Source organism: Streptomyces radicis (genome assembly GCF_003626575.1).
GTDB lineage: Bacteria > Actinomycetota > Actinomycetes > Streptomycetales > Streptomycetaceae > Streptomyces > Streptomyces radicis.
The window spans coordinates 35,545-57,800 of record NZ_RBDY01000023.1 but is presented as its reverse complement, the minus strand read 5'-3'; the positions used below and the strand labels follow the sequence as shown (position 1 = coordinate 57,800).

At 75.2% G+C, this 22,256-nt stretch carries 20 protein-coding genes and 1 pseudogene; 13 read left to right on the top strand and 8 right to left on the bottom strand.

Annotation, left to right across the window (positions count from 1 at the left end; translation table 11 throughout):
- Positions 1-131: 131 nt before the first annotated feature.
- The 3 genes from D7318_RS23875 to D7318_RS23865 are packed head-to-tail and all read right to left on the bottom strand — an operon-like array spanning position 132 to position 3,195.
- Positions 132-602: an SRPBCC family protein gene (locus D7318_RS23875; protein WP_120699248.1), complete on the bottom strand. Its 471-nt coding sequence runs from the start codon at positions 600-602 to the stop codon at positions 132-134.
- The gene (locus tag D7318_RS23870; RefSeq protein WP_120699247.1) at positions 581-2,170 is read right to left on the bottom strand and encodes a phytoene desaturase family protein; all 1,590 of its coding nucleotides are present in this window, start codon (positions 2,168-2,170) and stop codon (positions 581-583) included. Before D7318_RS23870 ends, D7318_RS23875 begins: the two co-directional genes overlap by 22 nt.
- On the bottom strand, positions 2,167-3,195 hold the full coding sequence (locus D7318_RS23865; protein ID WP_120699286.1) for an NAD-dependent epimerase/dehydratase family protein: 1,029 nt from the start codon (positions 3,193-3,195) through the stop codon (positions 2,167-2,169). Before D7318_RS23865 ends, D7318_RS23870 begins: the two co-directional genes overlap by 4 nt.
- 252 nt (positions 3,196-3,447) lie before the next feature.
- Here D7318_RS23865 and D7318_RS23860 point away from each other — a divergent pair, with 252 nt between their 5' ends.
- Positions 3,448-4,269, top strand: a complete 822-nt coding sequence (locus D7318_RS23860) for a SigB/SigF/SigG family RNA polymerase sigma factor (RefSeq protein WP_120699246.1) — start codon at positions 3,448-3,450, stop codon at positions 4,267-4,269.
- Between the two features lie 218 nt (positions 4,270-4,487).
- On the opposite strand, the gene D7318_RS23855 is transcribed toward D7318_RS23860, so the two are convergent.
- Complete coding sequence (locus D7318_RS23855) at positions 4,488-5,633, bottom strand: methyltransferase domain-containing protein (RefSeq protein ID WP_120699245.1); 1,146 nt, start codon at positions 5,631-5,633, stop codon at positions 4,488-4,490.
- Entirely contained in the window at positions 5,630-5,842 is a 213-nt protein-coding gene (locus D7318_RS23850; RefSeq protein ID WP_183091756.1) for a hypothetical protein, read from the bottom strand. Before D7318_RS23850 ends, D7318_RS23855 begins: the two co-directional genes overlap by 4 nt.
- 173 nt (positions 5,843-6,015) lie before the next feature.
- On the opposite strand from D7318_RS23850, the gene D7318_RS23845 reads away from it, so the two are divergent.
- Both D7318_RS23845 and D7318_RS23840 read left to right on the top strand, forming a co-directional pair.
- Positions 6,016-6,366 carry a Scr1 family TA system antitoxin-like transcriptional regulator gene (locus D7318_RS23845; protein ID WP_183091577.1) on the top strand — a complete coding sequence of 117 codons (351 nt, stop codon included), beginning with the start codon at positions 6,016-6,018 and terminating at the stop codon, positions 6,364-6,366.
- A complete protein-coding gene (locus D7318_RS23840) occupies positions 6,366-6,566 on the top strand; it encodes a DUF397 domain-containing protein (protein ID WP_120699244.1) in 201 nt (66 codons plus the stop codon). The genes D7318_RS23845 and D7318_RS23840 overlap by 1 nt, the downstream gene beginning before the upstream one ends.
- Before the next feature lie 85 nt (positions 6,567-6,651).
- On the opposite strand, the gene D7318_RS23835 is transcribed toward D7318_RS23840, so the two are convergent.
- Both D7318_RS23835 and D7318_RS23830 read right to left on the bottom strand, forming a co-directional pair.
- Positions 6,652-8,472, bottom strand: a complete 1,821-nt coding sequence (locus D7318_RS23835) for a thiamine pyrophosphate-requiring protein (protein WP_120699243.1) — start codon at positions 8,470-8,472, stop codon at positions 6,652-6,654.
- 74 nt (positions 8,473-8,546) lie between these two features.
- Entirely contained in the window at positions 8,547-9,644 is a 1,098-nt protein-coding gene (locus D7318_RS23830; protein ID WP_120699242.1) for an NAD-dependent epimerase/dehydratase family protein, read from the bottom strand.
- A 217-nt stretch (positions 9,645-9,861) separates the two neighbouring features.
- Here D7318_RS23830 and D7318_RS23825 point away from each other — a divergent pair, with 217 nt between their 5' ends.
- The 6 genes from D7318_RS23825 to D7318_RS23800 all read left to right on the top strand — a co-directional run bounded on the left by D7318_RS23825 (position 9,862) and on the right by D7318_RS23800 (position 16,442).
- Entirely contained in the window at positions 9,862-10,815 is a 954-nt protein-coding gene (locus tag D7318_RS23825; RefSeq protein WP_120699241.1) for an NAD-dependent epimerase/dehydratase family protein, read from the top strand.
- Between the two features lie 97 nt (positions 10,816-10,912).
- A complete protein-coding gene (locus D7318_RS23820) occupies positions 10,913-12,592 on the top strand; it encodes a carbamoyltransferase family protein (RefSeq protein WP_120699240.1) in 1,680 nt (559 codons plus the stop codon).
- Complete coding sequence (locus tag D7318_RS23815; RefSeq protein WP_120699239.1) at positions 12,589-13,725, top strand: glycosyltransferase family 2 protein; 1,137 nt, start codon at positions 12,589-12,591, stop codon at positions 13,723-13,725. Before D7318_RS23820 ends, D7318_RS23815 begins: the two co-directional genes overlap by 4 nt.
- A gap of 58 nt (positions 13,726-13,783) precedes the next feature.
- Positions 13,784-14,362: a D-glycero-alpha-D-manno-heptose-1,7-bisphosphate 7-phosphatase gene (locus D7318_RS23810; protein ID WP_230424014.1), complete on the top strand. Its 579-nt coding sequence runs from the start codon at positions 13,784-13,786 to the stop codon at positions 14,360-14,362.
- The gene (locus tag D7318_RS23805; protein WP_120699237.1) at positions 14,359-15,477 is read left to right on the top strand and encodes a glycosyltransferase family 9 protein; all 1,119 of its coding nucleotides are present in this window, start codon (positions 14,359-14,361) and stop codon (positions 15,475-15,477) included. The genes D7318_RS23810 and D7318_RS23805 overlap by 4 nt, the downstream gene beginning before the upstream one ends.
- A complete protein-coding gene (locus tag D7318_RS23800) occupies positions 15,474-16,442 on the top strand; it encodes a glycosyltransferase (protein WP_120699236.1) in 969 nt (322 codons plus the stop codon). The genes D7318_RS23805 and D7318_RS23800 overlap by 4 nt, the downstream gene beginning before the upstream one ends.
- Positions 16,443-16,461: 19 nt before the next feature.
- Here the strand turns inward: D7318_RS23800 and D7318_RS23795 are convergent.
- Positions 16,462-16,839 (bottom strand): annotated as a pseudogene (locus tag D7318_RS23795) (zinc ribbon domain-containing protein); the annotation flags it as partial.
- 83 nt (positions 16,840-16,922) lie between these two features.
- On the opposite strand from D7318_RS23795, the gene D7318_RS23790 reads away from it, so the two are divergent.
- From D7318_RS23790 to D7318_RS23775, 4 genes are read left to right on the top strand one after another with little or no spacing between them, the layout of a single operon-like run.
- Positions 16,923-18,179, top strand: coding sequence for a glycosyltransferase (locus tag D7318_RS23790; protein WP_120699235.1), 1,257 nt, complete (start codon positions 16,923-16,925; stop codon positions 18,177-18,179).
- Positions 18,180-18,239: 60 nt separating this feature from the next.
- Positions 18,240-18,884: a D-sedoheptulose-7-phosphate isomerase gene (locus D7318_RS23785; RefSeq protein ID WP_120699234.1), complete on the top strand. Its 645-nt coding sequence runs from the start codon at positions 18,240-18,242 to the stop codon at positions 18,882-18,884.
- Positions 18,881-20,311 carry a D-glycero-beta-D-manno-heptose 1-phosphate adenylyltransferase gene (gene rfaE2, locus D7318_RS23780; protein WP_120699233.1) on the top strand — a complete coding sequence of 477 codons (1,431 nt, stop codon included), beginning with the start codon at positions 18,881-18,883 and terminating at the stop codon, positions 20,309-20,311. The genes D7318_RS23785 and rfaE2 overlap by 4 nt, the downstream gene beginning before the upstream one ends.
- Complete coding sequence (locus tag D7318_RS23775; protein ID WP_120699232.1) at positions 20,308-21,285, top strand: glycosyltransferase family 9 protein; 978 nt, start codon at positions 20,308-20,310, stop codon at positions 21,283-21,285. The genes rfaE2 and D7318_RS23775 overlap by 4 nt, the downstream gene beginning before the upstream one ends.
- Positions 21,286-22,256 lie beyond the last annotated feature (971 nt).

The following is a 22,256-nucleotide window of genomic DNA, read 5'->3' as shown; positions in this document are numbered from 1 at the left end:
TTCGTGGGTCGCGCCCGTTTGTACCGCCGGGGGGACGCGATGCCCTGGTTTGACTCGTTCGTGGGCGTGTGCGAACGCGCAGGTGGCGCTCGGCCGTTGGCGCCGTTGATCAGGGACCGCTCAACGGCTTCTCACCGAGACCCGCCAGGGGCCTCGCCGGGGGCCTCGACCGATGACTCCACGACGCGGGCGAGATTGCGCAGCATGAGGCGGTGGCGCAGCTGGAGCGCCGCCTCGAACAGGGGGTTGTGCAGGTGCCGGATCGCGCCGGTGAGGGGGTGTTCGTCCACGGTGACCAGGGTGGCGTCCCGGCCCCATGGCAGGACCTCGATGGCGATGCGCGCGGTGCCCGCGGGGCGGCTCCGCGCCTCGAGCTCGATGCGGCGGCCCGGCTCGTGGAAGCGGACGACGGTGCGGCCCCGCGCGCTCAGCGGGCCGAGCCTGACGACATAGCGGATGGCCGAGCCGACCGCGGGCCAGTCGTCGTCGAGCGGCGCGGAGTCATGGGTGCCGACGACCCAGTCGGCGAAGCGGCGGCCGTCGCACAGGACGGCCCAGACCGCGGGCGGCGGGCGCCGGATCAGGATCGGCCGGACCGCCATCGCGGCCTCCTCGGCGGGGCGAGGCCCGCGAGCGGGAGCCTGGCGCGCAGCGCGGCGCGGGCGGCGTTCGCCCCGCACGCGCCGTGCACGCCACCACCGGGGTGGGCCGACGACGACGCCAGGTACAGGCCTGCGACGGGGGTGGCGGGGCGCCCGGTGCCCGGGACCGGGCGGAAGATCAACTGCTGGTGCACCGCGGCCGTTCCGCCGTTGACCGCGCCCCCGTGGAGGCTGCGGTTGTGCCGCTCGAGGTCGCCGGGGGCCATGATCCGGCGGGCGGCGATGGCGTCGCGGAAGCCGGGCGCGTAGCGCTCGACCTCGGCCTCGAGCCGGTCGGCCAGCGCCTCGGGCGGCGCGGGGGCGGCGTTGCCGCGCGGCAGATGGGTGTACGCCCAGGCCGACTCGGTGCCCTCGGGGGAACGACTCGGGTCGGACGTCGTCATCTGGCCGAGGACGACGCAGGGCCGCTCGGGCGGGGTGCCGGTGACCAGGTCGGCGGCGTAACGCGTCAGGTGGTCGACGCTGTCGGCCAGGTGGACGGTGCCCGCGGCGCCCGCCTGGGGCGAGGCCCACGGGATGGGCCGGGTCAGCGCCCAGTCGACCTTGAGCGTCGGGTGGTCCCACTGGAAGCGGCGCACATCGGCGCGCAGCCGGTCGGGCAGGTGCTCCCAGCCGACCAGGCCGCCGTAGAGCGCGGGCGCGGGAACGTCGGCCAGCACGGCGCGCCCGGCGCGGATCGGCTCGCCGTCCGCGGTGGTGACGCCGAGGCAGCGGCCTTCGCGGACGACGATCCGGGACACGGGCGCGGAGCAGCGCAACTCGCCGCCGCGGTCGGCCAGTCGGCGGACGAGCGCGTCGGTCAGCGCGGCGGCGCCGCCGACGGGCACGGGCCAGCCGTGGCGTTGCCCGAGCATCACGAGCAGCCAGCCGAACAGGCCGCTGCCCGCGGACTCGGGCAGGAAGTCGGCGTGCAGGCCGCAGCCGGTGAGCAGCAGCGGGGCGCCGTCCCCCGCGAACTCCTCCTCGCCGAGCCGCCGCGCGGGCAGCGTCAGCATCCGCAGCAGCCGCAGGCCGCCCGCCGCCCTGAGCCCGGGCAGCAGCGCGGCCAGGCGGCGCACGGGCGGGAAGGGGCCGAGCAACGCGCCCAGCAGCCCGGGGTCGAGCCGGTCCCAGCGCGCGAGCAGCCGCAGATACGCCTCGCCGTCGCCGGGCGCGAACCCCTCGAGGCTCATGGCCGTGCGCTCCTGGTCGCGGTGCAGGACCGCGCAGCGCCCCTCGGGCGTGGGGTGGGCCAGCACGGCGGGGGCGTGGCTCCAGGTGACGCCCCAGCGTTCGAGGTCGAGGGCGCGCAGCGCGGGGGACGCGACGGCCAGCGGGTAGAACGCGCTGAACAGGTCGTGCACATAGTCGGGGTGCACGCCCCTGTCGCTGCGCACCGCGCCGCCTGGCTCGTCCTCCGCCTCCAGGACCAGGACGCGCCAGCCCGCGTCGGCCAGGACGTTGGCCGCGGTCAGGCCGTTGGGCCCGGCGCCGATCACGACCGCGTCATGGGCCCTGCCCCGGGTCATGGCCTGCCTCCCCCGTCGTGGGCGCCGAGCTCTTCGCCGAGCTCTTCGACGAGCGCGGCGACGGCGGCGCGGGCGGAGTGCCGCGGGGCCCAGCCGAGGACGCGGCGGGCGCGGGCGGTGTCCATCAGCGGCAGGGTCCGCACGGAGTCGAGGGTGTGCGCCGACGTGGGCACCAGGCGCAGCGCGAAGGCGGCGGCCAGGGCGGCGCGCGCGGCCCGCGCGGGGACGCGGACGCGGCGGGCGCCGGTCAGCTCGGCGAGCAACGCGGCGTCCACGGGCGGGTCGGCCGCCACGTTGAACGCCCCGCGCGCGCCCTGGTCGAGCGCGGCGCGGCGGAACGCGTCGGCCGCGTCGTCGGTGTGCACGGTCTGGAAGCGCAGCCCCGGCACATCGGGCAGGACGCGCAGCGGGCCAGGTGGCAGCCGCCGGGGCGCCAAAGGTCCGGCGAAGCGCCGCCGTTGACCGTGCGCCCCTGCGCCGTGCAGCGCGATGGCGGGGCGGACGCGGGCGACCCTGACCTCGGGATGGCGGCGTTCGAACGCGTCGAGGAGCCGCTCGGCGTACGCCTTCTCCCTCGGATAGGCCGCGGCGGGCCAGCCATGGGTGGGCCAACGCTCGTCCACCGCACGGTCCTTGGGCCCGGGGGCGTAGGCCATCACCGACGAGGCGTGCACCAGCGCGGGAACGCCGGCGGCGGCGGCCGCCTCGAACACCCGGTCGCTGCCGATGACGTTGGTGCGCCATGTGGCGGCGGGGTCGCGCGCGGGCGGGGACAGCGAGGCCAGATGGACCACGGCGTCGGCGCCCGCGAAGAGGCCCGCGAGGTCGGGCTCGGCGGTGACGTCGGCGCGGGCGAAGCGCACCCGTCCCGGCGCCGGGTCATCGCCGGGGTCCCGTGGGTGCCGGGAGAGACCGACGACCGTGCCGACGCGCGGGTCGGCGGCGAGCCCGCGCACCACCGCGGGGCCAAGCGCGCCCGTCGCCCCGGTGACCACGACGCGCAGCGCCGCGGATTCGGTGTGCATGGCCATGCTCGCTCCCGGCGCTTTCCGTGGAAGGGTGGGAAATCCGGGGCCGGGTATCCGCCCTGGGCCCTGAGAAACGTGCCGTTCCGCCGATCACCGCGCGGCGGCCGGGGCGGCGGCCGGGCATACCCGGGAATGGTGGGGGTGAATCCGCTCGAGATGTGCGTGACCCGGACAGCAGGCAGACTTGTCGGAACGGCCTCTTCCCGTGGCGAGCAGAGCGGCACGCCCACCCTCACCTGGGAGAGCAGAATGAATACACCCGCGCATTCCCGCAAGACCCGCAAGAATCGCCATCCGCACGACGACGCACCGGACACCAGCTGGCAATTCAAGCGCATCGCGGAATTGCCGCCCTGCCCCGAGCGCGAGGAGCTGTGCCGGGATGTGATCTGCGCCTGGATTCCCATGGCGGACCGGCTCGCCCGCACCTTCAGGGACCGCGGCGAGGCGCTCGAGGACCTGGAGCAGGTGGCCGCGCTGGGTCTGGTGAAGGCCGTGCACCGCTATGACCCGAGCCGGGGACGCCCGTTCGAGAGCTACGCCGTGCCGACGATCGTCGGCGAGGTGAAGCGGCACTTCCGCGACCACATGTGGGGGCTGCACGTGCCCCGGCGCACGCAGGAGCTGCGCAACCGGGTCAGGGCGGCCATCAGGCAGCTGAGCTTCCGCCTGGACGACCGTGGCCCGAGCGTCGAGCAGATCGCGGGCCACTGCGGGCTCACCGAGGAGGAGGTCAAGACCGGGCTCGAGGCGCTGGAGAGCTACAGCACCCTGTCGTTGAACGCCGAACTGCCGGGCGCCGACGGCGACTACTCGCTGCTCGACACCCTCGGCGCGCACGAGCCCGGGTTCGACCGGGTGGTGGACAGGGAGGCGGTCAAGAGCCCGCTGCGGGCGCTGCCCGAGCGGGAGCGGCAGATCCTGTACCTGCGGTTCTTCCACGGGATGACGCAGAGCCGCATCGCGCGACAGCTCGGGATCTCGCAGATGCATGTGTCGCGGCTGCTGAGCCGGGCCTGTGAGCGGATCAGGGCCGAGGTGGAGGACGTCGAGGCGGGCCGCGCGGCCTGATGCCGCGCGGCCTGATCCCGGCGCGTTCGGGCAGAAGAGGGGGGACGGGGGCTTTCGTCGGCCGGACGTCGGCCGGAAGGAGGCGGCGCGCGATGCGTCTTGGACCACTCAAGCGGCCCCTGGTCGCGCTCGGCGTGGCCCGCGTGGTGTGGCGGGCGGTGCAGCGGTACAGGGCCCACAAGCGCGGCACTCCGTCGCGTTGACCGCTCACGCGGCGGTCAGGTCAAGGCCAGCGAGAGACGGTCGGGCCCTTCCCTCCACAGCGTGTGCCCGCCGCGTGGGTCCACGCTGAGGCCGTAGCGGCCGGGGCCGGGGCGTCCGGCCCTGAACCAGGGAACGAGGAGTGCGCGGCGTTCGGCCCACAGGTCCCTGGGGCCGCCGGTGGTGACCTCGGCGACGGCACCGGCGCCGTCGGGAACGACGCGTGCCCACGATGCGGTGGGCGGGTGGACGAGGCCGTGCGTGGTCTTCTCCCCGTCGCGCAGGGTCATGCCAAGGACACCGTGGTGGACCAGGACCACCTCCATGGCACGGGTGAGGGCGAGGGCACGGTAGAAGTCCGCCGCTTCCTCGCGGGCGACGGGGAGGGGTTCCACGCGGGTGCGCCCCGGGGTGCGGACGATGAGGGCGCTGTACCGGCCCGCGGTGGCGGCCACGTGGTCGGCGACGGGACGGGCGGGCATGAATCCGGCCTCTTCGGGGAGGTAACGACCCGTGGCGCCGCCGTCCTCCCGGGTGACCAGACGGACGATGCCGGCACCGATATTGGCGACGATGACCGCGCCGGGGCGGAGCTGGTCAAGCCAGGCGCGCGGGATGCGGTGGACGCCGCAGGTGGCCAGGATGCCGTCGTAGGGGCCGCTGCCGGGATGACCGGCGGTGCCGTCCCCGGTGATGATCTCCGGCTCGTACCCGATGCGGCGGAGCTTTTCGCGTGCCGCCTCGGTGAGCACCGGGTCGATGTCCACACTCACCACGCGCTCGGCACCCAGGCGGTGGCACAGCAGCGCGGTGTTGTAGCCGGTCCCCGTGCCGATCTCCAGCACCCGGTCACCGTCGTTCACCGTGAAGGCCTCGAGCATCCGAGCCATCAGCGACGGCTGGCTCGAGCTGCTGATGGCGGTGCCAGCCGCGTCACGAAGGGTGATCAGGGAGTCGTCGCTGTACACGGTGGCCCAGAAGTCGGGGTCGGCCGCGGTGCAGTCCCGCAGCCCTCGGGGGGTGCGGATGGAGAAGGCCGGGGCGAAGACCTCTCGCGGCACGGCGGCGAAGGCCGCCTGCCATCCGGGGGTGCGCAGGGCGCCGCTGGTGGTCAGCGTGTGGGCCAGGTCGGCGCGTGCTTCCTCGGCGGTGAGCGGGCTCATGCGGGGGTGTTCCCTTCCAGTTCGTCGGCGATGGCGTGCGTGATGGGGTCGCGCAGAGCGGGGATGAAGCCGTACTGGCCGTTGGGGTTGATGTCCACAAGGAACCAGTCGTCGGTCCGGTCAACGAGGAAGTCGCGGGCCAGGTAGCGCAGGCGAGACGGTAAGTCGCCGATCTCGCACGAGGACTTCATGAAGGAGCTGGAGGCCAACGAGTGAGCCGCGTGCAGTGGGACACCGCCGAGCAGCCGACGCGTTGCTCGACATATCGAGCACATCGGCCGCGGCAATACCCCGTGACCTGCGGACGTGTCACTCGTCTCGAAGGTCTGGCACTGTCCCTTGGTACTGTCCGCCCCAACGCCGCGGACGTTCCGTCACCGCGTTGGGGCAGACCGGTGGAACGCTATGCGCTCAGCTTCGCGAGGAAGTCACCGTTCGCGCCGAGATCGTGGTGTGGCCGAACGTCACGTTGCAGGTACTACCCTTCTCAGTCGGGGCTTACCGCGGTGGACCCTTCCCTTTCAAGGTCTACCGGTTCCCCGAGCCGTCCGAGATGCAGGTCGTGTTGCTGGAGAACCACGTCAGTCATACGTACCTCGAAGACCCGAGCGATATCGGGTTCTACGCAGATGTCTTCAACCACCTGCGAGCAACGGCTCTGGGCGAGTTGGAGAGCAAGACCCTCATCGAGGGGATCATCGCAGAAGCAAGCGCAGAGAGAGACCGAGGGTGATGCAGGCAAACCAGTCCGGTTGGTTCAAGAGCAGCTCCAGCGCACAGAACGGTGACTGTGCCGAAGCGCGTCGCCGCGCTGACGGCGGCATGGACCTCCGGGACTCCAAGGACGCAGGCAGCCCGGTCCTGACCTTCGATCGAAGCGACTGGGCGGCATTCACCACGGCTGTCAAGGACGGCTCCTTCGAGAGTCGTTGACTGCGCCCGAGACGTTGGTCCCGTGCCACCGGAACGCGGCACGGGCCACTGGTGTGCCTGCATGAATCCCCCGGCGCCGGCCGGGTCAGTGCCGTTGATCGGCCTGGTCGTCGGGGCGGCTCGACAGGTACTCCTGGAGCTTCGACTTCAGCCCCTTGCGCACCACGTCGGCGCGGTCCCGGTCGCCCCTGAGGAGCGCCTTCGCCAGGGACTCCAGCTGCTCCCACGTGGCCTGCGGCGGGATCGGGGGAACGGACGGGTCGGTGAGGAACTCCACCACCGCGGGCCCGGGGGCCGAGAGCGCCTCGCGCCAGGCCGCCTCGACGTCCTCGGGGCGCTCCACCCGGATCCCCGTCAGGCCGAGGGAGCGGGCGAACGCGGCGTAGGGGACGTCGGGCAGCTCCTGGGACGGCAGGAACTGCGGGGCGCCGGTCATGGCGCGCATCTCCCAGGTGACCTGGTTGAGGTCGCGGTTGTTCCAGACGCCGACCGTCAGGTGGGGGTTGTCCCACGCGTGCCGGTACTTGGCGGCGGTGATCAGCTCGTTCATGCCGTTCATCTGCATCGCGCCGTCGCCGACCAGCGCCACGGCGGGGCGCTCGGGGTGGGCGAACTTGGCGCCGATCGCGTAAGGCACGGCGCAGCCCATGCTGGCCAACGTGCCGGAGACCGAGCCGCGCATCGTGCCGCGCATCCGGATGTGGCGGGCGTACCACGTGGTGACCGAAGCGGAGTCCACGGTGAGGATCGCGTCATCGGGCAGCAGCGGGTCGAGCGCGTGCGCGACGTACTGGGGGTTGATCGGGTCGGCGGAGACCAGCTCGGCCTGGCGGGCGAGGGTGTCGTGCCAGCGCTCCATGGACGCGGCGATGCCCGCGAGGCGTTCGCGGGCGCCCTCCTTGGGGTGGATGAGCGGCAGGAGCCGTTCGAGGGTCGCGCGGGCGTCGCCGACCAGGTTGACCTCGAACGGGTACCGCATGCCGATCAGCCCCGGGTCCACATCGATCTGCACGGCCCGCGCCGTGCCGTACTCAGGGAGGAACCGGCTGTAGGGAAAGCTGGAGCCGATGACCACGAGGGTGTCGCAGCCCTCCATCAGGTCCTGCGAGGGGCGGGTGCCCAACAGCCCGACGCCGCCCGTGACATACGGCAGCGTGTCGGGCAGCGCGTCCTTGCCGAGGAGCGCCTTGGCGACGCCCGCGCCGACCGTCTCGGCCAGCTGCTCCACCTCGGGCCCCGCCGTCGCCGCGCCCTGGCCGACGAGGATGGCCACGTCGGTGCCCTCGTTGATGACGTCGGCGGCGCGGGCCAGGGCGTCGTCGGTGGGCGTGGTGGTCCAGGCGCCCAGGTCGAGGCTCGAGGGGACCATCGTGGCGGCGTGGTCGGGGGGCACGTGGTCGAGGACCTGCACATCGGCGGGGACGATCAGCACGGCGGGGGCGCGCCGTGACAGGGCGGTGCGGATGGCGCGGTCCAGGACGTTGGGCAGCTGCTCGGGGACGGTGACGGTCTCCCGGTAGGCGGCCACGTCGGCGAACAGCGCGTGCAGGTCCACCTCCTGCTGGTACGCGCCGCCCAGGGCGCCGCGGCTGGTCTGGCCGACGACGGCGAGCACGGGTACGTGGTCGAGCGCGGCGTCGTAGAGGCCGTTGAGCAGGTGGATCGCGCCGGGGCCCGAGGTGGCGACGCACACGCCGAGACCCCGGCCGAACTTGGCGTGCCCCACGGCCTCGAACGCCGCCATCTCCTCGTGCCTCGCCTGGATGAAACGGGGCTGGTCGGCGGCTCGGCCCCAGGCGGCGAGCAGTCCGTTGATCCCGTCGCCCGGGTAGCCGTAGACGGTCTCGACGCCCCAGGCGCGCAGTCGGCTCAGCAGATGATCGGCGACCGTCTCGGTGTGGCTCACATCATTTCCCTTTCAACGGAAGCGGGCGGGCCGGGCCGGGTAACCCCGTGGCGGCGCCGGGAAACCCCGCGCGGTCAGGCGCGCCGCCCTACGCCGGTGGCCACCTCGGCGAGCCGACCGCCCGGCGGCTCGGGGCGGAGCGGCGGGGTGTCGAGCCCTGTGCGGTGGCGCAGGCCGTGGACGAGGTCGGCGAGGGCGTCGCGCGCGTCGCGGCGCGGGGTCCAGCCGAGCTCTTCCTCGGCGCGCGTGCGGTCCATGAGCGGCAGGCGCACCAGCGCGTCGAACAGCCCGGGCGCGGCGGGCGCGAGCCGCGCGCCCCACGCGGCGGCGAGCGCGGCGCGCAGGAGTGGACGCGGCACCCGCACCGTTCGGGCGCCGAACATGTCGGCGAGCAGCGCCGGGTCGACGACGGGGTCGGCGGTGAGGTTGAACGCCCCACGCACCGGGCGGTGCACGGCCAGCCGGTACGCCTCGGCCGCGTCGGCGGTGTGCAGCACCTGGAAACGCAGCCCCGGCGCGTCGGGAACGACGGGGGTGCGGCCCGGGCGGACCAGTGGCGCGGGGAGGAGCGGGCCGAGGAAGAGGCGGCGCTGCCCGGACGCGGCGTGCCGCGCGAAGAGGAAGCCGGGGCGCATCCGCACCACGCGGATGCCGGGGTGCTCGAGCTCGAAGGCGTCGAGCATCCGCTCGACATACGCCTTCTCGCGGGTGTACGAGGCGGTGGGCCAGCCATGGGTGGGCCAGCTCTCGTCCACGAGGCGGTCCTTGGGGCCCGGCGCGTAGGCGCCGACGGACGAGGCGCAGATCAGCGCGGGAACGCCGGACGCGGCGGCCGCGGCGAGCACCTCGTCGGTGCCGAGGACGTTGGTGCGCCACGTCGTCAGCGGGTCGCGCGCGGGCTGGATCATCCAGGCCAGGTGGATCACGGCGTCGGCCTCGGCGAAGTGGGCGGCGAGCGCGTCGCGTGCGGCGCCCGCGTGTCCGATGTCCACGGCGGCCCAAGTGGTCTTCTCCATGGACCAGTCGGGGACGCGGCGGGCGATGCCGACGACCGAGGTGACCCGCGGGTCGCCCGCGAGGGCGCGGACGACGGCGCTGCCGACGTTGCCGGTGGCGCCGACGACCACCACGCGCCTGCCGTCGTCGGGGCTGCTTTCGCTGGCGGCTGTCATCGGGGCTTCCCTTCGGGCGTGGGGGGCGGCCAGGGGCGGGTACCCTGCCGGGCCTTACGCCACACAATGCGGCATTTGTGGGCGTTTCATCTGATATGCCGCGGGTACCTGGGGACGGTCGCTGACGGTCGCCGACCGAAGCTGACCGAAGCCGACCGAAGCTGGGGCCGACCGACGTTGATCGGAAGTCGACCGGAAGTTGACCGGAGGAGATGTCATGCGTTTTCGACACGCCGTCGTCACCGGCGGGGCCGGGTTCCTCGGCTCGCACCTGTGCACCGCGCTGCTCGACCGGGGAGCGGCCGTCACCTGCATCGACGACCTGAGCACGGCCGACCCACGGCATGTCGACCACCTCCGCGACCGGCAGGGCTTCTCGCTCATCGAGGCCGACGTGTGCGACCCGTTCGACGTGGCGCGCCCGGCCGACCTGGTGCTGCACTTCGCGTCGCCCGCGTCGCCCGCCGACTATCTGAGGCTGCCGATCCACACGCTGGAGACCGGCAGCCTCGGCACGCGCAACGCCCTCGCGCTCGCCAGGCGGCACGGCGCGCGGTGCGTGCTGGCCTCGACGTCCGAGGTGTACGGCGACCCGAAGGAGCATCCGCAGAACGAGGAGTACTGGGGGCATGTCAACCCGGTCGGGCCGCGCAGCGTATACGACGAGGCCAAGCGCTTCGGCGAGGCGCTGACGGCGGCCGAGGCCGCGGTGCACGGGACGGACACCGGGATCGTGCGGCTCTTCAACACCTATGGCCCCCGGATGCGCGGGCACGACGGGCGGGCGGTGCCGACGTTCGTCCGGCAGGCGCTCGACGGGGAGCCGCTGACGGTGACGGGTGACGGGCACCAGACGCGTTCGCTCACCTATGTGGACGACACGGTGCGCGGCGTGCTGGCGATGGCGGAGTCCGACCTGCGCGGCCCGGTCAACATCGGTAATCCAGCGGAGATTTCCATGCTGGATCTGGCACATCTGGTCATCCGGCTAGCGGGTTCGGACTCGACGGTGCGGTTGATCGAGCGGCCCGTGGACGATCCGACGGTGCGGTGCCCCGACATCGCGCTGGCGCGCGGCAAGTTGCAGTGGGAGCCGCGCGTGCCGCCCGACGAGGGGCTGGCGCGCACGATCGCGTGGTACCGGGAGCGGGCGGCGGCCGCGGCGCGCTGAGGTACTTCCCGGGGCTTCTCAAGGCTTTTCAGGGCCCGGGCTTTTCAGGGCCCGGGTTTTCAGGGGGCGACAACCGACCGGTGTGCGCGGAGGGTTCATGCGAGTTCTAGGTATCAACGCCCTGTTCCACGACCCCTCGGCGGCGCTCGTCGTCGACGGGCGCGTGCTGGCCGCCGCCGAGGAGGAGCGTTTCTCCCGGCGCAAGCACGGCAAGCGGCCCGTGCCGTTCTCCGCGTGGGAGCTGCCCGAGCGCTCGGCCGCCTGGTGTCTCGGGCAGGCCGGTCTACGGCCCGAGGACCTCGACGCGGTCGTCTACTCGTTCGACCCGACGCTCGCCAGGCCCGCCGAGGCCATGGGCCTCGACGACCCGTGGGACGAGCTGCGGCTCACCTACGCGAGGGAGGCGCCGCGCTTCCTCGCGACCGCCCTGCCCGGGCTCGACCCGGACATCGTGCGCTTCGTGCCGCACCACATGGCGCACGCGGCGTCGTCCGCGTTCGCCGCGCCCTCGGCCGACACCTCGTCGGTGCTCGTGCTCGACGGGCGCGGCGAGTCGGCATCGCACCTGGCGGCGCGCCGGGTCGGCGACCACCTTGAGCCGCTCACCGGCCAGGCGCTGCCGCACTCGCTCGGCCTGGTCTACGAGGAGTTGACGGAGCACCTGGGCTTTCTGCGCTCGAGCGACGAGTACAAGGTGATGGCGCTCGCCTCCTACGGCACGCCGCGCTTCGCGCCCGAGCTGCGGCGCCATGTGTACCCGACCGGCGACGGGGGGTTCCACGCCATGGGCGTGCCATGGGCGGAGCTGACCCCGCCGAGGGACGGCGAGAAGGCGTGGACGCAGGACCACGCGGACCTGGCGGCCAGCGCGCAGACGGTGCTCGAGGAGACGCTGCTCGACCTGGTGCGCTGGCTGCACGGCCGCACCCACGACGAGACGCTGACGATGGCGGGCGGCGTCGCGCTCAACTGCGTCGCCAACGCGCGGATCGCCCGCGAGGGCCCGTTCTCCCGCGTGTGGGTGCAGCCCGCGGCCGGTGACGCGGGCACCGCGCTCGGCGGCGCGCTGCTGCACGCGGCGGTGGAGGACACGGCGCCGACGGTGCCGCCGCGCGGCGCCGACCTGGGGCGCGGCTGGTCGGACGCGGAGATCGAGGCGTGGCTCAAGACGGCGGCCGTGCCGTTCGAGCGCCCGCAGGACGTGGCGGTCGCGGTGGCGGAGGCGCTGTCGGAGAACGCCGTGGTGGCGTGGTTCCAGGGCAGGTCCGAGTTCGGCCCGCGGGCCCTCGGCCACCGTTCGCTGCTCGCGCACCCCGGCAGGTCGGGCAACCTGGAGCGGCTCAACGACATCAAGGGGCGCGAGCAGTTCAGGCCCGTGGCGCCGATGGTGCTCGCGGGGCGGGCCGCCGATGTGTTCGACGGCCAACTGCCCAGCCCCTACATGCTGTTCGTGCACGAGGTGCGGCCCGCGTGGCGCGAGAGGATCCCGGCCGTGGTGCACGTGGACGGCACGGCCCGCGTGCAGACGGTCGACCCGGCGAACGAGCCGCTCGTGGCGCGGATGCTGGCCCGCTTCGAGGAGCGCACGGGCCTGCCGGTGGTCGTCAACACGAGCCTCAACACCGCGGGCCGCCCCATGGTGGACGACCCGAGGGACGCGCTCGAGTGCTTCGGCTCGGCGCCCGTGGACGTGCTGGCGATCGGCCCGTTCCTGGTGCGCAGGGCCGCGTTCTTCGCCAGCGGCGGCGGGGGCGCGAACGGCGGGGGCAGGTCGTGAACGAGGAGGCGGGCGCGGTCGCGTACGCGGTGGTGATCCCCACGCTCGGGCGCCCCAGCCTCGGCCGCGTGCTGACGGCGCTCGCCGCGGGCGAGGGGCCGCGCCCCGCCCGCGTCGTGCTGGTGGACGACCGCCCGCCCGACGACCCCAACCCCCTGCCCGCCGCGGTGCCCGCCGCGCTGCGCGACCTGGTGGAGATCGTGCCGGGCCGGGGCGCCGGGCCTGCCGCCGCGCGGAACACCGGCTGGCGGCGTTCGCCCGAGCCATGGATCGCGTTCCTCGACGACGACGTGGTGCCGGGGCCCGACTGGGCGGCGGCGCTGGCCGGTGACCTGGCGGCGGCCGACCCCGACATCGCGGGCGTGCAGGCCAGGATCACCGTGCCGCTGCCGCTCGACCGGGCCCCAACGGACTGGGAGCGCTCCACCGCGGGGCTCGCCACGGCGCGCTGGATCACCGCCGACATGGCCTACCGCAGGGCGGCCCTTGAATCGGTGGGCGGCTTCGACGAGCGGTTCCCGAGGGCGTTCCGCGAGGACGCCGATCTGGCGCTGCGCGTGCTGGCCAAGGGCTGGATCCTGGCCGTGGGCGAGCGGCGCACCCAGCACCCCGTGCGCCCCGCGGACGCGTGGGTGTCGGTGCGCCAGCAGGCGGGCAACGCGGACGACGTGCTCATGCGGCGGCTGCACGGCCCCGACTGGTGGGCGCGCGCCGACGCGCCCCGTGGGCGGCTCGCGCGCCACGCGGCGATCACGGCCGCGGGCCTGGCCGCGCTGGGCGCGGCGGCTCTCGGGCGGCGCGGGGCGGCGGCGGCGCTCGGCGCGCTGTGGCTCGTGGGCACGGGGGAGTTCGCGGCGGCGCGCGTGCTGCCGGGGCCGCGCACGAAGGAGGAGGTGCGCCGGATGCTGACCACCAGCGCCCTGATCCCGCCGATGGCGGTGGCCCACTGGCTGGCCGGGCACGTGCGGCACCGCTCGGTGGTGAGCGAGCGCGAGGCGGCGGCCGAGGCACAGGCGCAGGCCGAGGCGGACGCGCGGGCGCGCGCGAGGCCGGACGGGCGGGCGAGCGATCGCGCCGAGGGATATATCCCGTTTGATTCCGCTATTTCGGGCAACTCAGACGCTTATGAGTAGCGCCTCGATACCCACGAGCAGGAGACCGCCCGCGGGGTCTCCCCCCGGCGGGCCCTGGATGCTGCCGCCGTGGCCCGGCGGCCGCCCCGCGCGGCCGACCGGGAGGGGCCCCGACGCGGTGCTGTTCGACCGCGACGGCACGCTGATCGAGGACGTCCCCTACAACGCGGACCCCGAGCTGGTGCGCCCCCTTCCCGGCGCCAGGGAGGCGCTCGACCTGCTGCGCGCGCGGAACGTCGCGGTGGGCGTCGTCAGCAACCAGTCGGGCGCGGCCCGCGGCCGCTTCACCCGCTTCGGGATCGAGGCCGTGCGGCGGCGCATGGAGGCGTTGCTCGGCCCGTTCGACGTCTGGGCGATCTGCCCCCACGCCGCCTGGCAGGGCTGCCAGTGCCGCAAGCCCGCGCCAGGGCTCGTCTACGCCGCCTGCGGGCGGCTCGGCGTCTCGCCGCGCCGCTCGGCCGTGATCGGCGACATCGGCACCGACATGGCCGCGGCCCACGCGGCGGGCGCGCGCGGCGTGCTCGTGCCGACGCCCGTCACCCGGCGCGCCGAGATCGCCGCGGCGCGCGAGTGCGCCCCCGACCTGCTGAGCGCGGTGCGCGCCGTGCTCGCCACCCCCGAGGGGCGCCCGTCATGAGCCACCCGCCCCCGACCACGCCACCGACCCGGCCCCCGACCAGGCCCCACGCGCCCCGCACGCTGGTCGTGCGGCTCGACAGCGCGGGCGACGTGCTGCTCGCGGGGCCCGCGATCCGCGCGGTCGCGGCGGGCTCCGCGGGGACGACGCTGCTGTGCGGCCCACGCGGCGAGGCGGCGGGGCGGCTGCTGCCCGGGGTCGACGACCTGGTCACGCACGACGCGCCCTGGGTCAGCCTCTCTCCGCCCCCGGTCGAGCGCGGTGCGGTGGACGCGCTCGTGGAACGGCTGGCCGCGGGCCGGTTCGACCGGGCGCTGATCCTGGCGTCGTTCCACCAGAGCCCGCTGCCCACCGCGCTGCTGCTCAAGATGGCGGGCGTGCCCTGGGTCGGCGCGGACAGCGAGTACTACCCGGGCTCGCTGCTCGACCTGCGCCACCGGCGCGCGCCCTACCGGCACGAGGCGGCGGCGGCCCTGGAGCTGGCCGAGGCGGCCGGGTTCGCCCTGCCGCCGGGCGACGACGGCGCGCTCGAGATCACTGGGCACCCGGACACCAGCGCGCTCGCGGGCGACGAGCCCTATGTCGTGGTGCACCCGGGCGCGGCCGTGCCCGCCCGCACGTGGTCGCCGCCGCGCGCCGCGCGGGCCGTCGAGGCGCTGGCCGAGGCGGGCCACCGCGTCGTGGTCACCGGCAGCCCCGGCGAGGAGGCGCTGACCCGGCGCGTCGCGGGGACGCACGCGACCGACCTGGGCGGGCGCACCGAACTGCCCGAGCTGGCAGGGGTGTTGGCCCGCGCCCGGGTGGTCGTGGCGGGCAACACGGGCCCCGCGCACCTGGCGGCGGCCGTGCGCACCCCGATCGTCAGCCTGTTCTCGCCGGTGGTCAGCGCCGACCGGTGGCTGCCCTACCGCGTGCCGCACCTGCGCCTCGGCAGGCAGGACACGGCGTGCGCGGGCACCAGGGCACGGCTGTGCCCGGTGGCGGGCCACCCGTGCCTCGACTCGATCACCGACGAGGAGGTCGTCAGCGCCGTCGAGGCGCTGACGGTCGCACGGCCCGGGGCGCGGAAGGCACGGTCCGCCGAACGGTCCACCGAGCGGAGGGCGGCAGCATGAACATCCTGATCTGGCACGTCCACGGCTCCTGGACCACGGCGTTCGTCCAGGGCAGCCACTCCTACCTGGTGCCGGTCCTGCCCGACCGCGGCCCCGACGGGCTCGGCAGGGCGCGGACCTACCACTGGCCCTCGTCCGTCACCGAGCTGACGCCCGACGAGCTGCGCGAGGCGCCCGTCGACCTGGTGGTCCTCCAGCGCCCGCACGAGGAGGAGCTCGCGGCGCGGTGGCTCGGCGGGCGGCGCCCCGGCCGCGACGTGCCCGCGATCTACCTGGAGCACAACGCGCCCATCGGGGACATCCCCGACACCCGGCACCCGTGCGCCGACCGTGACGACCTGCTGCTCGTCCATGTCACCCACTTCAACCGGCTGTTCTGGGACAGCGGCACCACCGCCACCGCGGTCGTCGAGCACGGCGTGGTGGATCCAGGGCACCGCTGGACCGGCGAGCTCGAACGCGCCGCCGTCGTGGTCAACGAGCCCGTGCGCCGCGGCCGCACCACCGGCACCGACCTGCTGCCGCTGCTCGCCGGGTCGGCGCCGCTCGACGTGTTCGGGATGCGCACCGAGGGCCTGGCCAGGCGGCTGCGCGTGCCGTGGGACCGCTGCCGCGGCTACGAGCTCGCGCAGGCGCGGCTGCACGACGAGCTGGCCAGGCGGCGCCTCTATCTGCACCCGGTGCGCTGGACCTCGCTCGGCCTCTCGCTGATCGAGGCGATGCACCTGGGCATGCCGATCGTCGCCCTGTCCACCACCGAGGTCGCCGACGCGGTCCCCGAGGAGGCCGGGGTGCTCTCCACCCGCCCCGAGGTGCTGGCGCGGGCCGCCGTCCGCTATCTGCGCGACCCCGACGCGGCGGCGGAGGCGGGCCGCGCCGCGCGCCACGCGGCGCTCGAGCGCTACGGCCTGAAGAGGTTCCTCGACGACTGGGACCTGCTGATGGAGGAGGTGATCCGCTGTTGACTTCCTCTCCCGCCTCATGGCGGGGGGTTCCAGCGGTCGCCCGCTGGGGTTCCTGCTTCATCGACGACTGCCCTGTCCGGGAGGACTCCCGTTGAGGTCTTACACCGTCTCCACAGGCCGCTGCCGCCAGCCCGGCGGCCAGGACGTTGCGTGCCGCGTTCACCTCACGGTCGTGCACCGCGCCGCACTCGCACGTCCACGTCCGGACGTTCAGCGGCAGTTTCTCGCGGACCGTGCCGCAGGCCCCGCACAGCCTGGAGCTGGGGAACCATCGGTCGATCACCACGAGTTCACGCCCGTACCAGGCGCACTTGTACTCCAGCATGGAGCGCAGTTCCGTCCAGGCCGCGTCCGAGATGGCGCGCGCGAGACGGCCGTTCCTCAGCAGGTTACGGACGGCTCCGCCTTCCCCTGCCTTGCTCCACAGGAGCTTCGTTTCCTCCCCGGCCCGAAGGCCGGAGCATCCACGAAGGAGACCAGATGAAGCACCCCACGAGGAGGGGGGAACGCGGCGGGCGCGACGGGCTGCGCATCGCCCTCGTCTCCGAGCACGCGAGCCCGCTCGCCGCGCTGGGCGGCGAGGACGCGGGCGGCCAGAACGTGCACGTGGCACAGCTGGCGGCCGAGCTCGCCGACCGCGGCAACACCGTGACCGTCTACACCCGCCGCGACGACCCCGCCCTGCCCACCGTGGCGCGGCTGCGCGACGGCGTGGCGGTCCGCCATGTCACCGCGGGCCCGGCCACGGCCGTGCCGAAGGACCGGCTGCTGCCGTTCATGCCGGAGTTCGGAACGGTGCTCCAGCGGGAGTGGACGACGGACCCGCCCGACGTCGTGCACTCGCACTTCTGGATGTCCGGGGTCGCCACCCTCCAGGCCGCCCGGCGCCTCTCCCTGCCGTTCGCGCACACGTTCCACGCGCTCGGCACGGTGAAGCGCCGCCACCAGGGCAGCGCCGACACCAGCCCGGCCGACCGGGTCACCTGGGAGCGCTACATCGGCCTGAGCTGCGACAGGACCGTGGCCACATGCCGCGACGAGGTCGAGGAGCTGGCCGCGCTCGGGCTGCCCGCCGACCGGATCAGGGTGGTGCCCTGCGGCGTCGACCCCACCCGTTTCACCCCCGAGGGACCGGCCGAGCCGCGCGGCGAACTCCCCTACCGGCTGCTCCAGTTGGGCCGCCTGGTGCCGCGCAAGGGCGCCGAGGTGTCGCTGGCGGCGCTGGCCAAGATCCCCGATGCCGAGCTGGTGATCGCGGGCGGCCCGCGCGCCGGGCGCCTGGAGAACGACCCCGAGGTGCGGCGGCTGCGCCGGGCGGCCGACGCGCTCGGCGTGGCCGACCGGGTCCGTTTCACCGGCGGCCTCGCGCGCGCCGACGTGCCGGTGCTGCTGCGCGGCTCCGACCTGGTGCTGTGCCCCGCGGACTACGAGCCGTTCGGCATCGTGCCGCTCGAGGCCATGGCGTGCGGCGTGCCCGTGGTGGCGAGCGCGGTCGGCGGGATGCGCGACACGGTCGCCGACCCGGCCACCGGGCGCCTCGTGCCGCCGGGCGACCCGGCCGCGCTCGCGGACGCGGTCACCGCGCTGCTGGCCTCGCCCGACGAGCGCGCCGCCAGGGGTGCGGCGGGGCGGCGGCGGGTGCTGACCCGTTACTGCTGGGCGGCCGTGGCCGCGGGCACCGAGGAGGTCTACCGCGAGATCAGCAGCCGCAGCCCGGCGCAGGTCAGCGGCGCCTGAGGCCCGACCCCGTTCCGCCCGACCCCCGTTCCGCCCAGGCCCCTTCAGGAGGACCCGCCCATGGACGCACCGCGCACCGACGCATCGCACACCGCCCGCGAGCACTGCGCGGCGCTCACGGACGCGCTGCGCCGCTACGAGGCCGAAGGTCTTGACGAGACCGTCGCCTGGGGCCGTCACCTGGCGGACGTCCTGCCGCGCGGCGGGCGCCTGCTCGCGGCGGGCAACGGCGGAAGCGCCGCCCAGGCGCAGCATCTGACGGCCGAGCTCGTGGGGCGTTACGCGGCCGACCGCCGCCCGTTCTCCGCGATCGCGCTGCACGCCGAGACCTCGAGCGTCACCGCGATCGGCAACGACTACGGGTTCGACGAGGTCTACGCGCGCCAGGTCGCCGCGCACGGCAGGCCGGGCGACGTCCTGGTGCTCATGTCCACCTCGGGCCGCAGCGACAACCTGCTGGGCGCGGGCACCGCGGCCCGCGCCGCCGGGCTGCGGGTGTGGGCGATGACCGGGCCCACGCCCAACCCGCTGGCCGCGGCGGCGGACGCGGCCGTCAGCGTGGACGCGCCCACGGCGGCCACCGTGCAGGAGGCGCACCTGCTCGCGCTCCATGTGCTGTGCGAGGCGTTCGACGCGGCGCTCGCCGAGCCCGCCGCGATCGAGACGCCGATGCCCGCGGCGCTGCCCCGGGGGGAGACGCCATGACGCACGGAGGCAGGGGTGTCAGCGGTGTCGACGGTGTCAGGGGCAAGCCGCTCGTCGTCGTCGGCGACGTGCTGCTCGACGAGGACGTGGAGGGCGACGCCACGCGGCTGGCGCCCGACGCGCCGGTGCCGGTCGTCGAGGTGGCGGGGCGGCGTTCGCGCCCCGGCGGCGCCGGGGTGGCCGCCGCGCTGGCCGCGCGGGACGGGCGCGAGGTCGTGCTGGTCGCCGCGCTCGGCGGCGACCCGGCGAGCGACGCGGTGCGGTCGATGCTGCCGCCCGGCGTGCGCCTGGCCGAGCTGCCGCTCGACGGAACGCTCCCGGTGAAGTCCCGTGTGCTGGCCGGGGGTCGGCCCGTGGTGCGGATGGACCGGGGCGGCGGAACGCCTGGCCCGGCCGGGCCCACGGTGCGGCGCGCGCTCGCGGAGGCGGGCGCGATCCTGGTGGCGGACTACGGGCAGGGCACGGTCGCCGCCGTGCGCGGGGCGCTCGCCGAGGCGGCCAGGCGCGTGCCCGTGGTGTGGGACCCCCATCCGCGCGGGCGCGCGCCGGTGCCGTCGACGCGCCTGGTCACGCCCAACGAGCGCGAGGCCCGGCTGTTCTGCGGCGCGGAAGGCGGCGAGGGGGACACGCTCAGGGCGCACAGCAGGCGCGGGGCGCTGCTCGCCGAGCGCTGGGGCGCGGCGGCGGTCGCGGTGACCCTGGGCTGCCGGGGCGCGGTGCTGGCCCGCGCCCACTGCGACGACCCGCTCTACGTTCCCCTGGCGAAGGAGCACGACGGCGACCCGTGCGGCGCGGGCGACTGTTTCGCGGCGACGGCCGCGTGCGTCCTGGCCGACGGCGGGCTGCCGCCCGAGGCGGTCGGCCTGGCCACCGAGGCGGCGGCCACGTTCGTCGGCCTGGGCGGCATGGCGTCGCTCGGCGCCGGGGAGGGGCCGACCGTGGGCGGCGAGCCCGCCGCGCCGCGGGCGGGCGGCGACCCGTTCGCGCTGGTGGAGGCGGTGCGCGCCGGGGGCGGCACGGTCGTCGCGGCCGGTGGCTGCTTCGACCTGCTGCACGCGGGGCACGTGCAGTTCCTCCAGGACGCGCGCCGCACGGGCGACTGCCTCATCGTGTGCGTCAACTCCGACGCTTCCGTGCGGCGGTTGAAGGGCCAGGGGCGCCCGTTCAACCCGGCGGCCGACCGCATCAGGGTGCTCGCGGGCCTCGGCTGCGTGGACGCGGTCGCGGCGTTCGACGAGGACACCCCCGAGGCGCTGCTGCGGCGGCTGCGGCCCGACGTGTGGGTCAAGGGCGGCGACTACAGCGTGCGCGACCTGCCCGAGGCGGCGGCGCTGCGCGAGTGGGGCGGGCAGACGCTCGTCCTGCCCTATCTGGACGGCCGGTCCACGACGGAGCTGGCGCGGCGCGCGGCGTTCAGGGTGCCATGAGCGGGGCGCGCGCCGGGCGCGTGCTTGCCCTGCGGGCGCTGGGTCTCGGCGACCTGCTGACGGCCGTTCCCGCGTTGCGCGCCCTGCGGCGCGCGTACCCGGAGCACGGGATCGCGCTGGCCGCGCCCGCCTGGCTCGCCGAGGCGGTCACGGCCACGGGCGCGGTCGACGAGCTGGTGCCCGTGGGCGGCGCGGGCCGCGCGGTGCCCGAGCGCGTCCCGTGGTCGGGGCGCGCGCCCACCGTGGCGGTCGACCTGCACGGCAACGGGCCCGAGAGCTTCGCGGTGCTGTGCGCGCTGCGCCCCGGGCGGGTGTTCGGCTACGCGGACGGCGGGGGCCCCCGTTGGGTGGCCGACGAGCACGAACGCGCCCGCTGGTGCCGCCTGGTGGAGTGGTACGGCGTCCCCGCCGACCCGTCGGACCTGCGGATCGCGCCGCCCGAGGGCGTGCGCTCCCCCGCGCCCGGCGCGGTGGTGCTCCACCCCGGCGCGGACGCGGGCGCGCGGCGCTGGCCGGGGGCGCGTTTCGGCGAGGTGGGGCGCGCGCTGGTGGACGCGGGCGAGCGGGTGGTGGTGACCGGTGGCCCTGACGAGGGCGACCTGGCGGCGTCGGTGGCCGAGGCGGCGGGCCTGCCGCCATCGGCGGTCCTCGCCGGGCCCGCGGCGCTGCCGTTCCCGCGCCTCGCGGCGCTGGTGGCGGGGGCGCGGGCCGTGGTGGTCGGGGACACGGGCGTCTCGCACCTGGCGACGGCGCTGGGCACCCCTTCGGTCACGCTGTTCGGCCCGGTCTCCCCCGCGCTCTGGGGCCCACCGCCCGACCCACGGCACATCGCGCTGTGGCACGGCCCCCCGAGCGGCGACCCACACGCCCCGGCCCCGGACGCACGCCTCCTGGGAATCCACCCGAACGAGGTCATCGCTGCGCTGGCCCGCGCGTTTCCCCTGCGGGGAGCGCGTTCCCCTGCGGGGAGCTGAGCCGCGTCCCACGCGGTGGTGACCTGGTGCTGCCGGTGGGCTGCGCGTACGTTTTTGCGGCCCGCGTTTCCCCCGCGGAGAGCGCATTCCCCTGCGGGGAGCTGAGCCGCGTCCCACGCAGTGGTGAGCTGGTGCTGTCTGCGGGCTGCACGTACGTTTTTGCGGCCCGCGTTTCCCCTGCGGGGTGCACATTCCCCTGCGGGGGGCTGGCGTGCAGTGGCAGGTAACACAGGCCCCCGCAGGGCCCATTCCCACACGGTCGGTGCGCAGTCCCCCGCAGGGAGCTGGCGCGCTGTCGCAGGCGACGCGGGCCCCCACGAGGGGCCGTTTCCCACGCGTGGCGTGCGGAGTTGCCTGTCGCGGTGGTGCGCGCGTTCCGCTGCCGCGGAGGGGTGCGGGGGGTTCCCCGCGGAGCGGACCGCGCGTTCGCGCTGCGGAGTTGCCTGTCGCGGGCACCAGCACGCAGGCAACTCCGCGCGGCGCGCACACCGCCCACCGGCAGCACCAGCGCACCACAGTGGCAACGCCTCAGCCCTCCGCAGGGGGGCAAGCTCCCCGCAGGGAAACAGGCCGCAAAACGCACGCGCAGCCAATCGACGGCACCAGCCCACCACCACGGCGGCAACGGACCCGCCCCCCGCGCGTTCGCTTCCCGCAGGGAAACCAGCTGACCACGCCGTCACCCCCACGCGACACCCGCTGGCGGCGCCCGCATACCCGCCTCCCGTAGGGAGGCACCCCGCACACCACCACGAGACGGACCCGCCCCCGGCGGGGGATCAGCTCCCCGCAGGGGACCCCGCACCACGCAAGCGACTCCCCACGCCGCGCGAAGCGCGCACCGCCCACTGGCAGCCCCCACGGCGGCAACGGACCCGCCTCCCTCAGGCGAACCACACCACCCGCCCAAGCGCACCAGCCCCCCGCAGGGGAACCCGCCCAGCCCACCGGCAACACCAACCCACCACAGT

Excerpts from the sequence above, each read along its gene's own strand:
- D7318_RS23855 (WP_120699245.1), bottom strand. The coding sequence starts at position 5,633 with ATGAGCCCGCTCACCGCCGAGGAAGCACGCGCCGACCTGGCCCACACG.
- D7318_RS23840 (WP_120699244.1), top strand. The coding sequence starts at position 6,366 with ATGCAGGCAAACCAGTCCGGTTGGTTCAAGAGCAGCTCCAGCGCACAG.
- D7318_RS23785 (WP_120699234.1), top strand. The coding sequence starts at position 18,240 with ATGGACGCACCGCGCACCGACGCATCGCACACCGCCCGCGAGCACTGC.
- D7318_RS23820 (WP_120699240.1), top strand. The coding sequence starts at position 10,913 with ATGCGAGTTCTAGGTATCAACGCCCTGTTCCACGACCCCTCGGCGGCG.
- D7318_RS23775 (WP_120699232.1), top strand. The coding sequence starts at position 20,308 with ATGAGCGGGGCGCGCGCCGGGCGCGTGCTTGCCCTGCGGGCGCTGGGT.
- D7318_RS23805 (WP_120699237.1), top strand. The coding sequence starts at position 14,359 with ATGAGCCACCCGCCCCCGACCACGCCACCGACCCGGCCCCCGACCAGG.
- D7318_RS23865 (WP_120699286.1), bottom strand. The coding sequence starts at position 3,195 with ATGCACACCGAATCCGCGGCGCTGCGCGTCGTGGTCACCGGGGCGACG.
- D7318_RS23860 (WP_120699246.1), top strand. The coding sequence starts at position 3,448 with ATGAATACACCCGCGCATTCCCGCAAGACCCGCAAGAATCGCCATCCG.
- D7318_RS23875 (WP_120699248.1), bottom strand. The coding sequence starts at position 602 with ATGGCGGTCCGGCCGATCCTGATCCGGCGCCCGCCGCCCGCGGTCTGG.
- D7318_RS23810 (WP_230424014.1), top strand. The coding sequence starts at position 13,784 with ATGCTGCCGCCGTGGCCCGGCGGCCGCCCCGCGCGGCCGACCGGGAGG.
- rfaE2 (WP_120699233.1), top strand. The coding sequence starts at position 18,881 with ATGACGCACGGAGGCAGGGGTGTCAGCGGTGTCGACGGTGTCAGGGGC.
- D7318_RS23800 (WP_120699236.1), top strand. The coding sequence starts at position 15,474 with ATGAACATCCTGATCTGGCACGTCCACGGCTCCTGGACCACGGCGTTC.
- D7318_RS23825 (WP_120699241.1), top strand. The coding sequence starts at position 9,862 with ATGCGTTTTCGACACGCCGTCGTCACCGGCGGGGCCGGGTTCCTCGGC.
- D7318_RS23790 (WP_120699235.1), top strand. The coding sequence starts at position 16,923 with ATGAAGCACCCCACGAGGAGGGGGGAACGCGGCGGGCGCGACGGGCTG.
- D7318_RS23870 (WP_120699247.1), bottom strand. The coding sequence starts at position 2,170 with ATGACCCGGGGCAGGGCCCATGACGCGGTCGTGATCGGCGCCGGGCCC.
- D7318_RS23830 (WP_120699242.1), bottom strand. The coding sequence starts at position 9,644 with ATGACAGCCGCCAGCGAAAGCAGCCCCGACGACGGCAGGCGCGTGGTG.